Origin of the sequence: Affinundibacterium nitidum (assembly GCF_014284155.1) — a bacterium.
Classification (GTDB): Bacteria; Pseudomonadota; Gammaproteobacteria; order Burkholderiales; family Burkholderiaceae_D; genus Undibacterium; species Undibacterium nitidum.
In genome coordinates this window covers 61802-75428 of the sequence record NZ_JACOFZ010000007.1, presented here as the reverse complement: position 1 = coordinate 75428, position 13627 = coordinate 61802, and the positions used below count along the sequence as shown (strand labels likewise).

The window sequence follows — 13627 nt, the reverse complement described above, 5'->3', positions numbered from 1 at the left end:
TTTTACGCTGGAAGGCGCTGGCTACTTGTTTCCAACGCTACCACTATTAAATCCAGGCTCGCCAGGGCCTGGCGCGATCGCTTTATTCCCAAACAATATGCTTTGAGGTCTTTCACTTAAATTGTCGGTGACGCGATTGACACTACGCAGACTACTCCTCGCCTCTTGTGTCAGGCTATGAATATTGGGAAGTGTCTCGCTATTGAGGGTTGTGCCGAGTTGATCGACGGTACGACCAAGTTTGGCCAAGCTTCCATTCTCTGCTTGTATGCTTTGAATCAAATTATTGAGATTCGTACTCGTATTTTTCGCGTTATCGGAAAACTGTTTGAAAGATTGAAATCCTTCTTGTGCCTTTGCGATTGTTTGGGGTAAGCCGTTAAGTACAGGATCTAGTTTTGCTGGTAGGGCCTCAAACGCCTCAGCAGTCTTGCCGATTTGTTTGATGGTGTTTGTTAATGATTGGCGATTTTCTTTGTCGAGCAGGCTATTGAGTCGCTGACTAATTTCCTCTGTTTGCCCCAAGATCACCATGCCGCGTTTTTCAATTTCTTGCAAAAGCCCAGGACGTAGTGGAATCAGTGCGCCCAGTTCTGGGTCTCTAGCAATTGGACCAGGTTTGCTGCCGTCATCATCAAGCTCGATGTAGGCAATGCCAGTAACGCCCTGATAGCCCAATGTAGCATAGGTGGATTGTGTAATTGGGGTGTCGGAGACTACATCTAAATTTAGTAGAAGCTGTCCTGGCTTTTTGGGGTCGAAATCGATATCAGTGACTTTACCCACTTTGATTCCTTTATAGCGCACGGCAGCCTGCACGTTGAGGCCAGATACTTTAAGTGTGGTGGCAATCGTGTAGGGCGTCTTTTTGATTTCGTCTTTGCCTAGCCACATGCCGAGTAAAACGGCGAGGGCTAGTAAGATAATGGCAAACACGCCGGCAATTAGTGCATGAGATTTACTTTCCATGCGTTTCTCCTTGTGCGGACAAGATGTTGCTCGATATCGTTGTCGCATTGATTTCATTTAAATTTTGACTGACGCGAGGTGGGAGTGCTCCCATGGCGCGTACCCCACGCCCCCCACCAAAATAGGTTTCAATAAATGGGTGTTTGACCTTCGCTACTTCTTCAGGTGTATTGATCGCAATAAACTTTTTATCGGCAATCACTCCAATCCGCGAAGAGAGTGCAAACAGGGTGTCTAAGTCGTGCGTCACCATAACCACCGTCAAATGTAGTTCTTCATGTAGCGCGCGGATCAAGTCGACAAAACCGTCTGAACTATCTGGGTCAAGACCGGCGGTAGGCTCGTCTAAAAATAGAAGTTCTGGATCGAGTGCGATCGCTCTTGCTAACGCAATTCGCTTAATCATGCCGCCGGATAAATCAGAAGGCATTTTCTTAGCGTGCTCAAAGCTAATACCCGACATATGAAGTTTGAGATAAGCGATATCTTCTATGAGGGAGTCTGACAATGTGCCTAGTTCACGCAAGGGTTGCATCACGTTTTCGATCACATTGAGTGCCGAATAAAGCGCACCGTGTTGAAACAGCATGCCAGAACGTCTGCGTAAATGTTCTAAATGATGTTCTTTGGGCTCATGAATATTATCGCCAAAGACCCGAATAATTCCTTGCTTAGGTACTTCCAAACCCAGCATTTGACGCATTAATACGGTTTTGCCAGACCCAGAGCCGCCGACGATGGAAAATATTTCGCCGCGATACACGTTTAGGTTGAGATCGTCGTGAATCACCGTGCGCCCAAATTGGCTGCGCAGATGTTCAATTTCGATGATGGCTTCCTGTTGCATGGACGAGATCTTTTTCACTAATAAGGGACTTGGCTAAAGACGATAGCAAAAATGGCGTCCGCAATGATTACCGTGGTAATCGATACGACGACCGAACTTGTCGTGCCTTGCCCAAGGCTTTCGGTATTCGGCTTAATCCGTAAACCATAGTGGCAGGCAATCATCGCAATCAAAATGCCGAAGACGACGCCTTTTCCCAACCCAATCCAGAAGTTGCCTAAACTTACCGCATCAGGAAGTTTATGCAGGAAGAAGCCTGGCGACATATCGAGAATGACTTGTGCAGAAATAGCACCACCAATTAAAGCCATGATGTCGGTCCAGATCACAATCATCGGCATCGTAAAAGCGAGCGCTAAAACTTTAGGCATGATTAAGCGGAAGCCTATGGGGATGCCCATGACGCGCATGGCATCAAGTTCTTCTGTCACCTTCATCACACCGAGTTGCGCCGTGATGGCAGAGCCAGAGCGCCCGGCGATCAGAATCGCCGCCAACATGGGGCCAAGTTCGCGAATAATGCTTACACCGAGCAAATTAACGATAAATAGATCGCCGCCATAATTGCGTAATTGTTGTCCTGATAGATAGGAGAGCACGACACCAATGAGTAGACCAACTAAGGCTGTGATAGCCAGTGCCTGGTAGCCGGTGCGATAAATATTGGCCGATATTTCTTTCCACGGACCTTTCAAAGGATGACGAATGAATTGACACAAGTCTAGGATAAAACGACCGAGTAACTCGGTGATACCTATCATGTGTAGCGCGAAATTCAGTGACAACTGCCCTAGGCGTCCCATCGGCAAACCAGTTTGTTTGAGGGGGACAGGGATCGCGATTTGACTCACTTCTTCTAAGCGTCGAAAAAGCGCAGCAAATTGCGTTGGCATATTTAAATGCGCTGGGATCTGCTTGCCCCATGCTTGCCACAACATCTGCGCACCAATGTAGTCGAGTGCGGTCAGGGAGGATAAATCCCAATAGAGTTCCTGATGCTGGCGAGTTTCTGCAAGCGATTGCGCTAGTGCTGCGGCGATCAAATCGTCCGACAATAAATCAGCTAGCCACGCGCCACTAAGGCGTGCAGTAAGTTTAGGATTGTCTGCGAGACAGAGCGCAGGAGGAAGCTGGCGTTGCATGCCGTTAGTGTAAGGGAGAAAGTGCTTGTCAGCAAAGAAAGATCGCGTCCGCTTGTGAATCATCAAGTGGTCTGTTGCAAAGCCGAAGGGCGACTTTCGTCGTCTATTTCTCTTGGGGGAGTGGCTCTTTTAAATCGATCACCTCTCGACAATCCCCTTTAAAAGTGGCGTTATCGTAATCGCTCCAACCGTAGCTATCGACATAACGAGTATGAAACCTTAGTTGGTCACTAAAGATACTGCGATCGAGCTTTTCATCGGGATAGCGAATATCCACCATGTCGAGTAAAGAATGAAAGACATTTTCTGTCGACAATTTTTCATGCTGGTGTTGTTTGAGTTGAGTAATCTTCTGTGGGTGCTGAGCGGCGTATTGATCGGAGTACCAAACGAAAGCCGGTACGTGAAATTCAAATTGTGTATTGTGCCCGTGGAAGGCTAGATTGCAACTACCGTCGTAGAGGGTTTGGCCGTGGTCAGATACATAGAACAGTGCACTCATGTGTGGCAATCCCTTGAGCTGTGTAATGGCACGTGCAAGCACCCAATCCATATACAAAAGAGAGTTGTCATAACTATTGCTGATAAGTTGTTTGTTTTTGAGATTGGTATAGGCAGGATTGGAGACCCCAAATAGCGATGGTTTCCATTTATCGTATTCTTTAGGGTGCCGATGACTATAGTTCCAATGGTTGCCGAGGGTATGTAAGACAATCAGTTTATTGGGGGCAGCATCCTCCAATGCATTTTGCAATGGTTGCAAAAGGACTTGATCATAACTTGAAGTGTTGGTGAATCCACCCAAATTTAAAAACTGGGTAACGTCGGCTTCTTTTGCAATGACTGAGGTTGGGGTGTCAAATTGCCCGAAACTCATTTGATTGGAAATCCAAAACGTTTTAAAGCCTGCTTCCTTATAAGCGCTGAGAAAGGACTTTTCAGCGAAGCCAGCCTTTAGACTCTGCGCGGCTGGCTTACGGGTCGTGATAATAGGTACCGACAGTCGTGTGGCTGCGACTGCACTGACCATATCACTAAAACTGACGAGATTCTCTTCTTGGCTTAAGTAGGGGTTGGTTTCGCGCTCATAACCATTAATACTCCAGCGATCGTAGCGCGAGGATTCGCCGATGACTACCACGATAGTTTGTTGAAAATCATTGCCAGGTGCTTGTTTGGCCTTGAAGCGGAACTCGCGATTTTTTTCACTCAATTTGTTTAGATAGCGTCGCTCAACAACATAGTCATAGCCGCGAGCAAAGATACCGAGTGGCCAACTTTTGCTGAAAGTTTCCTCGTCGTAGAGTGCCTCTGCCCAAGACGGCAGTGGTTCGTGTTCATCGGCCCAAGCCTTGAGGTGCGACCAATTACGAGCCGAAGTCAATCGCTGCGGCGAAGATTGAGTAGCGCTTTCGATCGTTGACGCACTCGCGATCCCAAAGTACTGGCCGAGAAGCCAAGGCCCCATTGCCAACATAAAAATACCGGTCACAATCCAACGAGACCAGTGGTTCCAGCTTAATTCGGGCGATTTCTTCGCCGCGCGCCATAGGGCCACCCACCACCCCAATATAAAAACAATAACTAGAAGCAACAACCAAATTTTATTTCCCAAAAACTCAGCAGCCTCTTTAGGGCTGGTTTCCGTAATGATGCCCAAATGATGAGTGGATATCCCTTGGTTGTAGTAAAGGCGTAAATAAATCTCAATCGGCGCGGCTAGAAAAGCAGGAAAAAGCGCGAGATGAAACCAGCGAGGTGACTTAAAGCATGCCCAGAGGACGGTCCAAGCGAGCAATTCATAGACCACTAGTCGCCCGGGGTGACTTAACTCTTTGCCATTAAACCACGCGAGAAGAGGCATGGCACTGAGAAGCAGATAGCTGACCAGCAAAAAATGCCGAGAATGGGATGGGCTTGTAAACATCAGGGAGTGAGGCAGTCAAAATAGCAACACCAATATAAAGCATTTCTCTTGCGCTTTGAAACATTTCCAGTCTGAATTATGCTGCGTTGCAATAGATTTCGACCCGAAATAAGCACAAACCCATGAGTTGTTTGTTTAAAATTTGAGCAATTTTTCTTTGAGCGCAAGCGCTAAGTTGTTGTTTCCACTGATTTTCGTTGACTTTGTCGGAATATGAGGTGTACACTCGCGAGTTCTCGATTTTATATGGTTTATTGCTGCGTCTTAGTCAAATGGGCTGAGTGTGGTTAATAGGCAGTCGAGAATCCCTGAGTAATCAAGGATCTATATAGATTTATTAAGTGCCCGGGCAACCGTTTCCGGGCGTGTGTTTAACGTTGTATTTTGTTGGATTAAAAACGATGCCAACCATCAATCAACTGATTCGCCAACCACGCGTTTCCGCAGTGGTTAAGAGCAAATCTCCGGCGCTGGAAAACAGCCCGCAAAAACGTGGTGTATGTACACGCGTTTATACGACAACTCCAAAAAAGCCTAACTCGGCTTTGCGTAAAGTTGCCAAAGTACGCTTGACCAACGGTTTCGAAGTTATTTCGTATATCGGCGGTGAAGGCCATAACTTGCAAGAACACAGCGTAGTTTTGATTCGCGGTGGTCGTGTTAAGGATTTGCCGGGTGTGCGTTATCACATGGTTCGCGGTGCTTTGGATACTCAAGGCGTTAAAGACCGTAAGCAAGCTCGTTCCAAATATGGTTCTAAGCGCGCTAAAGCAGTTAAGAAGTAATTTTTTAGTCCACTAAAAGATTCTTTGTAATTTGCTTGTAAATTAACCTAAGTAAAATCTCCGTAATTCGGAAAGGTGTCGGTCTCGAATGAGCCGAGTAAGTGGTGGCTATGATGGCTTACCGCGGGCGTTGATAAGTTGTTATCGGCCGCTCAACTGAAGATTGAAAGGAATTGAAATGCCACGTCGTCGTGAAGTCCCGAAACGGGACATTTTGCCGGATCCAAAGTTCGGTAATGTAGAAGTCTCTAAGTTTGTTAACGTGTTGATGTTGTCTGGCAAGAAGTCTGTTGCTGAAGGCATTATCTATGGCGCGTTTGACCACATCCAATCCAAATCTGGTAAAGATCCATTGGAAGTGTTTGCATTGGCAATTAACAATGCTAAGCCATTGGTCGAGGTTAAATCTCGCCGTGTTGGTGGCGCTAACTATCAAGTGCCTGTTGAAGTTCGTCCAGTTCGTCGCTTGGCTTTGTCTATGCGTTGGTTGCGTGAAGCGGCTAACAAGCGTAGCGAAAAATCCATGCCACAACGTTTGGCTGGTGAATTGTTGGAAGCCGCTGAAGGTCGTGGCGGTGCGATGAAGAAACGTGATGAAGTGCATCGTATGGCTGAAGCCAACAAAGCCTTCTCCCACTTCCGCTTCTAAGAGTAAGAGCTTTAAAAGCAATTGTGAGAGACCATTGTGTGTTTTGTTTGCAATGGTTTTGGTACGTATATTGAATCAGGCCGGGCGTAATTTCATGAAGAATATTGCGCTCGGTTTTGTCCATTAAAAGATTTAGGATTAGCTATGGCCCGTAAGACCCCCATTGAGCGCTACCGCAATATCGGTATTTCGGCTCACATTGATGCTGGTAAAACTACCACTACCGAGCGCGTTTTGTTCTACACCGGTGTAAATCATAAGATTGGTGAAGTGCATGATGGCGCGGCTACCATGGACTGGATGGAGCAAGAGCAAGAGCGCGGTATTACTATTACTTCAGCAGCGACTACATGCTTCTGGAGTGGTATGGCGAATAACTTCGCTCCGCATCACATTAACATCATCGATACACCAGGCCACGTTGACTTCACAATCGAAGTTGAACGTTCTATGCGTGTATTGGACGGCGCTTGCATGGTTTACTGTGCAGTTGGTGGCGTTCAACCTCAGTCAGAAACAGTTTGGCGTCAAGCTAACAAGTACAAAGTCCCACGTTTGGCATTCGTCAACAAGATGGACCGTACTGGCGCGAACTTCTTCAAAGTGTACGATCAAATGCGTGCTCGTTTGAAGGCAAATCCAGTGCCTTTGCAAGTACCTATCGGTGCTGAAGACCAGTTTGAAGGCGTGATCGATTTGGTAAAAATGAAAGCGATCATCTGGGATGTGGCATCTCAAGGTATGAAGTTTGAATACCAAGATATCCCAGCGAACTTGTTGGAAGAGTCTAAAAAATGGCGTGAAAACATGGTCGAAGCAGCTGCTGAAGCCAGTGAAGAATTGATGAACAAATACCTTGAAGAAGGTGATTTGTCTGAAGCTGAAATCAAGAAAGCATTGCGTCAACGTACAATCGCTTCTGAAATCGTTCCTATGATGTGCGGTACTGCATTTAAGAACAAGGGTGTTCAGGCGATGTTGGATGCGGTTGTTGAGTACTTGCCATCGCCATTGGATATTCCACCAGTTCCAGGTTTGAATGAAGATGATGAGCCAGTAGTTCGCGAAGCTAAAGATGATGAAAAATTCTCCGCTTTGGCATTTAAGATCGCAACAGATCCGTTCGTTGGTCAATTGTGCTTTATCCGTTGCTACTCTGGTACTTTGAATTCCGGTGACAGTGTATTCAATTCTGTTAAAGGTAAGAAAGAGCGTATCGGTCGTTTGGTTCAAATGCATGCGAACCAACGTGAAGAAATCAAAGAAATGATGGCGGGTGATATTGCTGCTGTTGTTGGCTTGAAAGAAACGACAACTGGTGACACACTCTGTGACGACAAAGCAATTGTTGTCTTGGAGCGTATGGTGTTCCCAGAGCCAGTTATTTCTCAAGCGGTTGAGCCAAAAACTAAGGCTGATCAAGAGAAAATGGGCTTGGCGTTGAATCGTTTGGCAGCTGAAGATCCATCTTTCCGCGTACGTACTGACGAAGAATCAGGTCAGACAATTATCGCTGGTATGGGTGAGTTGCATCTGGATATTATCGTTGACCGTATGAAGCGTGAATTTAACGTGGAAGCGACAGTTGGTAAGCCACAAGTTGCGTACCGCGAAACAATTCGCAAAACATGTGAAGAAATCGAAGGTAAGTTCGTTAAGCAATCTGGTGGTCGTGGTCAATATGGTCACGTAGTATTGAAGATCGAACCGCAAGAACCAGGTAAAGGCTTTGAATTTGTTGACGCGATCAAAGGCGGTACAGTTCCACGCGAATACATCCCAGCAGTTGAAAAAGGTGTTCGTGAAACATTGACTTCTGGTGTGTTGGCTGGTTACCCAGTGGTTGACGTTAAAGTCACATTGTTCTTCGGTTCATACCATGACGTCGACTCCAACGAAAACGCGTTCCGTATGGCGGGTTCGATGGCGTTTAAAGATGGCTGCCGTAAAGCAAGTCCAGTCATCTTGGAGCCAATGATGGCGGTTGAAGTGGAAACACCAGAAGACTACGCTGGTACAGTGATGGGCGATTTGTCCTCACGTCGCGGTATGGTTCAAGGTATGGATGAGATCGCTGGCGGTGGCGGCAAGATCATCAAAGCTGAAGTTCCATTGTCTGAGATGTTTGGTTACTCAACATCCTTGCGTTCAGCAACTCAAGGTCGTGCTACTTATTCTATGGAATTTAAGCACTACTCTGAAGCGCCTAAGAACGTTATCGACGCAATCGTTACGTCTAAAGCTAAGTAATTTAAATCGGAAATCCCGTCTCTCTTACATCGTGTGAGTGGGATGGGTAATTAATCTAATCGTTCTTTTTGAAGGAAGAATAAAATGGCAAAAGGTAAGTTCGAACGCACCAAGCCGCACGTTAACGTCGGCACAATTGGTCACGTTGATCACGGTAAAACTACATTGACAGCAGCGATCGCGACAGTATTGTCTGCGAAATTCGGTGGTGAAGCGAAGAAATACGACGAGATCGACGCAGCTCCAGAAGAAAAAGCACGTGGTATTACAATTAACACAGCACACGTAGAATACGAAACAGCTGCACGTCACTACGCTCACGTTGACTGCCCAGGCCATGCTGATTATGTTAAAAACATGATTACTGGTGCTGCTCAGATGGACGGCGCGATCTTGGTTTGCTCCGCAGCAGACGGTCCAATGCCACAAACACGTGAGCACATCCTGTTGGCTCGCCAAGTTGGTGTTCCATACATCATCGTATTCTTGAACAAATGCGACATGGTTGATGACGCTGAGTTGTTGGAATTGGTTGAAATGGAAGTTCGTGAGTTGTTGTCTAAATACGAATTCCCAGGCGACGATTTGCCAATCATCCAAGGTTCTGCAAAATTGGCGCTCGAAGGCGACAAAGGTCCATTGGGCGAAGAAGCGATCATGAAATTGGCTGATGCTTTGGATTCTTACATCCCAACACCAGAACGCGCAGTTGACGGTACATTCTTGTTGCCAGTGGAAGACGTGTTCTCCATCTCTGGTCGTGGTACGGTTGTTACTGGTCGTGTTGAGCGCGGTATCGTTAAAGTCGGCGAAGAGATCGAAATCGTTGGTATTAAAGATACAGTAAAAACAACATGTACTGGTGTTGAAATGTTCCGTAAATTGCTCGACCAAGGTCAAGCAGGCGACAACGTAGGTGTGTTGTTGCGCGGTACAAAACGTGAAGATATCCAACGTGGTCAAGTTTTGGCGAAACCAGGTTCAATCAAGCCACATAGCCACTTCACAGGCGAAATCTACGTTTTGTCTAAAGATGAAGGTGGTCGTCATACACCATTCTTTAACAACTACCGTCCACAGTTCTACTTCCGTACAACGGACGTAACTGGTTCGATCGAGTTGCCGAAGGATAAAGAAATGGTTATGCCAGGTGATAACGTATCTATCACTGTAAAATTGATCAACCCGATCGCGATGGAAGAAGGCTTGCGCTTCGCTATCCGTGAAGGTGGTCGTACAGTAGGTGCTGGCGTTGTTGCTAAAATTATTGAGTAATAACTTTTGAGATTCTGAGGGAAATTCCTTCAGAATTTTGAGAAAACCTCAAAAATTGGTGTACACTAGTCGGCTGTCTCACTTTTTAGTGAGACAGCCGATTTTTTAGTATTCGTTCTTTGTTAAAAATGCCACACGTAATAAGAGATTATTGTGATCGTGGCTCGTTCTTTTGGAAGATATTATGTCTACAGCAAATCAAAAAATTCGTATTCGCTTGAAAGCGTTCGACTACAAGTTGATCGATCAATCTGCACTCGAAATCGTTGAAACAGCGAAGCGCACAGGTGCTGTTGTTAAAGGTCCAGTTCCTTTGCCAACACGTATTCAACGTTTTGACGTTTTGCGTTCCCCGCATGTCAACAAAACATCCCGTGATCAATTCGAAATCCGTACGCATCAGCGTTTGATGGATATCGTTGATCCAACAGATAAAACTGTTGACGCTTTGATGAAGCTCGACTTGCCAGCTGGCGTTGACGTAGAAATCAAATTGCAATAATCGTTTTACCCCGTCAGGATTTTGGTGATTTGAAAATAACTTTCTGATCACTAAATTCCCTGAAAATCAGACATACCATAAATTTTTCGTTTTTCAAACAAATTTGTCTTGTAAGTGAAAAATTTTCGGGTTACAATCGAAGGCTTAGATATAGTTAGGCTTTCGCCTGTCTATTTTTTAAGTTTTTTAACATCAGCCTCACCCAATCGTAGGTGAGAATGGAGAAAACAATGAGCTTGGGCCTAGTTGGTCGCAAGGTTGGCATGATGCGCATCTTTACTGATGATGGAGATTCAATTCCAGTCACAGTATTAGATGTGTCAAACAACCGCGTGACACAAATCAAAACTCCTGAAACAGATGGCTATTCTGCTGTTCAGGTAACTTTCGGCCAGCGCCGTGCATCCCGTGTAACTAAAGCGGCTGCAGGTCACCTCGCAAAAGCGGGTGTGGAAGCTGGTACTGTCTTAAAAGAATTCCGTGTTGATGCTGCTAAGGCTGCTGAACTCAAAGCAGGTGATGTTGTGCCTGTAGGTTTGTTCGAAGCTGGTCAAAAAGTGGACGTGCAAGGTGTGACAATTGGTAAAGGCTATGCCGGTACTATCAAGCGCCATCACTTCGCTTCTGGTCGTCAAACGCATGGTAACTCCCGTTCGCATAACGTACCAGGTTCTATCGGTATGGCGCAAGATCCTGGTCGTGTTTTCCCAGGTAAGCGTATGACCGGTCACTTGGGTGATGTGAATCGTACTGTGCAAAATCTCGTTATCGCTCGTGTGGATGCTGATCGCCAATTGTTGTTGGTGAAAGGTGCTGTTCCAGGTGCGAAAAATGGTCAGGTGATTGTATCTCCAGCCATTAAAGTTAAAGCAAAGAAGGGGGCTTAATCTATGGAACTGAAGCTCCTAAACGCAGAAGGGCAAGCTGCTTCTAACGTTGCTGCGCCAGATACTATTTTTGGTCGCGATTACAACGAAGCTTTGATTCATCAAGTTGTTGTTGCTTACCAAGCGAATGCACGTAGCGGCAATCGTAAACAATTGGGTCGTGACGAAGTTCACCACACAACTAAGAAGCCATGGCGTCAAAAAGGTACGGGTCGTGCTCGTGCTGGTATGTCATCTTCTCCATTGTGGCGTGGAGGCGGTCGCGCTTTCCCAAATTCTCCTGATGAGAACTTCTCTCACAAAGTTAACAAGAAGATGTATCGCGCAGGTATCTGCTCGATCTTGTCTCAGTTGGCACGTGAAGGTCGTTTGAATGTTGTTGACAGTTTGACTGTTGATGCGCCAAAAACAAAACTCTTGTCCGAAAAATTGAAGGCAATGGGTGTGTTGGATTCTGTTTTGTTGATTACTGAAGATTTCAACGAAAACTTGATGTTGGCTGCTCGCAATCTGGTTAACGTTTTGGTTGTTGAGCCACGTTATGCTGATCCAGTTTCTTTGGTTTTCTACAAGAAAGTGTTGATCACAAAAGCGGCCTTGACAAAGATTGAGGAGATGCTGGCATGAGTGCAACAATCAAGCATAGTGAAGAACGCCTGATGAAGGTGTTGCTGGCTCCGGTGATCTCTGAAAAAGCAACTATGGTTGCAGAGAAAAACGAACAAGTTGTGTTCTTGGTTACTCCAGACGCAACTAAGCCAGAAATCAAGGCTGCAGTTGAGTTGCTGTTCAAGGTTCAAGTTGAATCTGTTCAAGTGGCTAACCGCTTAGGTAAACAAAAACGTACTGGTAGATTTAATGGCCGTCGCAATCATACAAAACGCGCTTTTGTATGCTTGAAGCCAGGTCAAGAAATTAACTTTACCGAGGGGGCATAAGCATGGCACTCGTTAAGATGAAGCCAACCTCACCAGGTCGTCGTGGCATGGTTAAAGTGGTAACAGAAGGCTTGCATAAAGGCCGTCCGTTTGCTGCTCTGTTGGAAAAGAAAAATAAAACTGCTGGCCGTAACAACAACGGTCACATCACTACACGCCATATCGGCGGTGGTCATAAGCAGCACTATCGTGTAGTTGATTTCAAACGTTCTAAAGATGGTATTCCTGCGAAAGTTGAACGCATTGAATACGATCCTAACCGTACAGCGCACATCGCTTTGTTGTGCTATGCGGACGGCGAACGTGCATACATCATTGCATCCAAAGGTATGGCTGCTGGTGATCAGGTAATGAACGGTTCTCAAGCACCGATCAAATCTGGTAACTGCTTACCAATCCGCAATATCCCAGTTGGTACAACTATGCACTGCGTAGAAATGTTGCCAGGTAAGGGTGCGCAGATTGCTCGTACTGCTGGTGCTGGTGTTGTGTTGATGGCGCGTGAAGGTACATACGCTCAGGTGCGCTTGCGCTCTGGTGAAGTGCGTCGTATCCATATCGAATGCCGTGCAACTATCGGTGAAGTCGGTAACGGTGAGCATAACCTCCGTAAAATTGGTAAAGCTGGTGCGATGCGTTGGCGCGGTGTTCGCCCAACAGTTCGCGGTGTTGTCATGAATCCTATCGATCACCCACACGGTGGTGGTGAAGGTAAGACAGCAGCAGGACGTCATCCAGTTTCTCCATGGGGTCAGCAAACTAAGGGTAAGAAGACACGTCGCAATAAGCGTACGACTTCCATGATCGTCTCACGCCGTGGCAAGAAATAAGGGGTAACACATGACACGTTCAGCTAAAAAAGGGCCGTTTTGTGACGCCCATTTGGTAAAGAAAGTCGAAGCTGCGCAAGCAACTAAAGACAAAAAGCCAATCAAAACTTGGTCACGTCGTTCGACAATCATGCCTGATTTCATCGGTCTGACAATCGCTGTGCACAATGGTAAGCAGCACGTACCAGTGTACGTTTCTGAAAACATGGTAGGTCACAAATTGGGTGAGTTTGCATTGACTCGCACATTTAAAGGCCATATCGCGGATAAGAAAGCGAAGAGATAATATGGAAACCAAAGCAATATTGAAGGGTGTACGTCTGTCCGAGCAAAAAGGTCGCTTGGTTGCAGACTTGATCCGTGGTAAGAAAGTCGATCAAGCACTAAACATCTTAGCTTTCAGCCCGAAAAAAGGCGCAACGATCATCAAGAAAGTGTTGGAGTCAGCAATTGCTAACGCCGAACATAATGATGGCGCTGATATCGATGAATTGAAAGTGACGACGATTTATGTCGAAAAAGGACCAATTTTGAAGCGCTTCACAGCGCGTGCAAAAGGTCGCGGCGATCGTATCTCTAAACAATCCTGTCACATTTATGTGACTGTTGGTAACTAAGGAGTCACG

At 46.1% G+C, this 13627-nt stretch carries 15 protein-coding genes; 11 read left to right on the top strand and 4 right to left on the bottom strand.

Annotation, left to right across the window (positions count from 1 at the left end):
- Positions 1–21: 21 nt before the first annotated feature.
- The 4 genes from H8K36_RS15365 to H8K36_RS15350 form a co-directional block, all read right to left on the bottom strand.
- Complete coding sequence (locus tag H8K36_RS15365) at positions 22–969, bottom strand: MlaD family protein (RefSeq protein WP_186917395.1); 948 nt, start codon at positions 967–969, stop codon at positions 22–24.
- Positions 959–1816 (bottom strand): ABC transporter ATP-binding protein, encoded by an 858-nt coding sequence (locus H8K36_RS15360; RefSeq protein WP_186917396.1) that lies wholly within the window; start codon positions 1814–1816, stop codon positions 959–961. Before H8K36_RS15360 ends, H8K36_RS15365 begins: the two co-directional genes overlap by 11 nt.
- A gap of 17 nt (positions 1817–1833) precedes the next feature.
- Positions 1834–2958 (bottom strand): MlaE family ABC transporter permease, encoded by a 1125-nt coding sequence (locus H8K36_RS15355; protein ID WP_186917471.1) that lies wholly within the window; start codon positions 2956–2958, stop codon positions 1834–1836.
- 103 nt (positions 2959–3061) lie between these two features.
- Positions 3062–4822: a phosphoethanolamine transferase gene (locus H8K36_RS15350; protein ID WP_230404681.1), complete on the bottom strand. Its 1761-nt coding sequence runs from the start codon at positions 4820–4822 to the stop codon at positions 3062–3064.
- 464 nt (positions 4823–5286) lie between these two features.
- Between H8K36_RS15350 and rpsL the strand changes: the two genes are divergently transcribed.
- From rpsL to rplV, 11 genes are all read left to right on the top strand, one after another.
- The gene (rpsL, locus tag H8K36_RS15345; RefSeq protein WP_186917398.1) at positions 5287–5670 is read left to right on the top strand and encodes a 30S ribosomal protein S12; all 384 of its coding nucleotides are present in this window, start codon (positions 5287–5289) and stop codon (positions 5668–5670) included.
- Positions 5671–5848: 178 nt separating this feature from the next.
- Positions 5849–6319, top strand: a complete 471-nt coding sequence (gene rpsG, locus H8K36_RS15340; protein WP_186917399.1) for a 30S ribosomal protein S7 — start codon at positions 5849–5851, stop codon at positions 6317–6319.
- A 144-nt stretch (positions 6320–6463) separates the two neighbouring features.
- Complete coding sequence (gene fusA, locus H8K36_RS15335; protein ID WP_186917400.1) at positions 6464–8569, top strand: elongation factor G; 2106 nt, start codon at positions 6464–6466, stop codon at positions 8567–8569.
- Between the two features lie 84 nt (positions 8570–8653).
- Complete coding sequence (gene tuf, locus H8K36_RS15330; protein WP_186914434.1) at positions 8654–9844, top strand: elongation factor Tu; 1191 nt, start codon at positions 8654–8656, stop codon at positions 9842–9844.
- A gap of 184 nt (positions 9845–10028) precedes the next feature.
- Positions 10029–10346, top strand: coding sequence for a 30S ribosomal protein S10 (gene rpsJ / locus H8K36_RS15325; RefSeq protein WP_186892579.1), 318 nt, complete (start codon positions 10029–10031; stop codon positions 10344–10346).
- Positions 10347–10576: 230 nt separating this feature from the next.
- On the top strand, positions 10577–11233 hold the full coding sequence (rplC, locus tag H8K36_RS15320; protein ID WP_186917401.1) for a 50S ribosomal protein L3: 657 nt from the start codon (positions 10577–10579) through the stop codon (positions 11231–11233).
- A gap of 3 nt (positions 11234–11236) precedes the next feature.
- The gene (rplD, locus tag H8K36_RS15315) at positions 11237–11860 is read left to right on the top strand and encodes a 50S ribosomal protein L4 (protein WP_186917402.1); all 624 of its coding nucleotides are present in this window, start codon (positions 11237–11239) and stop codon (positions 11858–11860) included.
- Complete coding sequence (gene rplW, locus H8K36_RS15310) at positions 11857–12171, top strand: 50S ribosomal protein L23 (protein WP_186917403.1); 315 nt, start codon at positions 11857–11859, stop codon at positions 12169–12171. The genes rplD and rplW overlap by 4 nt, the downstream gene beginning before the upstream one ends.
- A 2-nt stretch (positions 12172–12173) precedes the next feature.
- On the top strand, positions 12174–13001 hold the full coding sequence (gene rplB, locus H8K36_RS15305; RefSeq protein ID WP_186917404.1) for a 50S ribosomal protein L2: 828 nt from the start codon (positions 12174–12176) through the stop codon (positions 12999–13001).
- A gap of 10 nt (positions 13002–13011) precedes the next feature.
- Positions 13012–13287, top strand: coding sequence for a 30S ribosomal protein S19 (gene rpsS, locus H8K36_RS15300; protein ID WP_186917405.1), 276 nt, complete (start codon positions 13012–13014; stop codon positions 13285–13287).
- A gap of 1 nt (position 13288) precedes the next feature.
- Positions 13289–13618, top strand: a complete 330-nt coding sequence (gene rplV, locus H8K36_RS15295) for a 50S ribosomal protein L22 (protein WP_186892585.1) — start codon at positions 13289–13291, stop codon at positions 13616–13618.
- Positions 13619–13627: the final 9 nt, after the last annotated feature.

What these genes read in the sequence shown, in the direction of transcription:
- H8K36_RS15365 (WP_186917395.1), bottom strand. Translation starts at nt 969, where the DNA reads ATGGAAAGTAAATCTCATGCACTAATTGCCGGCGTGTTTGCCATTATC.
- H8K36_RS15360 (WP_186917396.1), bottom strand. Translation starts at nt 1,816, where the DNA reads ATGCAACAGGAAGCCATCATCGAAATTGAACATCTGCGCAGCCAATTT.
- H8K36_RS15355 (WP_186917471.1), bottom strand. Translation starts at nt 2,958, where the DNA reads ATGCAACGCCAGCTTCCTCCTGCGCTCTGTCTCGCAGACAATCCTAAA.
- H8K36_RS15350 (WP_230404681.1), bottom strand. Translation starts at nt 4,822, where the DNA reads ATGCCTCTTCTCGCGTGGTTTAATGGCAAAGAGTTAAGTCACCCCGGG.
- rpsL (WP_186917398.1), top strand. Translation starts at nt 5,287, where the DNA reads ATGCCAACCATCAATCAACTGATTCGCCAACCACGCGTTTCCGCAGTG.
- rpsG (WP_186917399.1), top strand. Translation starts at nt 5,849, where the DNA reads ATGCCACGTCGTCGTGAAGTCCCGAAACGGGACATTTTGCCGGATCCA.
- fusA (WP_186917400.1), top strand. Translation starts at nt 6,464, where the DNA reads ATGGCCCGTAAGACCCCCATTGAGCGCTACCGCAATATCGGTATTTCG.
- tuf (WP_186914434.1), top strand. Translation starts at nt 8,654, where the DNA reads ATGGCAAAAGGTAAGTTCGAACGCACCAAGCCGCACGTTAACGTCGGC.
- rpsJ (WP_186892579.1), top strand. Translation starts at nt 10,029, where the DNA reads ATGTCTACAGCAAATCAAAAAATTCGTATTCGCTTGAAAGCGTTCGAC.
- rplC (WP_186917401.1), top strand. Translation starts at nt 10,577, where the DNA reads ATGAGCTTGGGCCTAGTTGGTCGCAAGGTTGGCATGATGCGCATCTTT.
- rplD (WP_186917402.1), top strand. Translation starts at nt 11,237, where the DNA reads ATGGAACTGAAGCTCCTAAACGCAGAAGGGCAAGCTGCTTCTAACGTT.
- rplW (WP_186917403.1), top strand. Translation starts at nt 11,857, where the DNA reads ATGAGTGCAACAATCAAGCATAGTGAAGAACGCCTGATGAAGGTGTTG.
- rplB (WP_186917404.1), top strand. Translation starts at nt 12,174, where the DNA reads ATGGCACTCGTTAAGATGAAGCCAACCTCACCAGGTCGTCGTGGCATG.
- rpsS (WP_186917405.1), top strand. Translation starts at nt 13,012, where the DNA reads ATGACACGTTCAGCTAAAAAAGGGCCGTTTTGTGACGCCCATTTGGTA.
- rplV (WP_186892585.1), top strand. Translation starts at nt 13,289, where the DNA reads ATGGAAACCAAAGCAATATTGAAGGGTGTACGTCTGTCCGAGCAAAAA.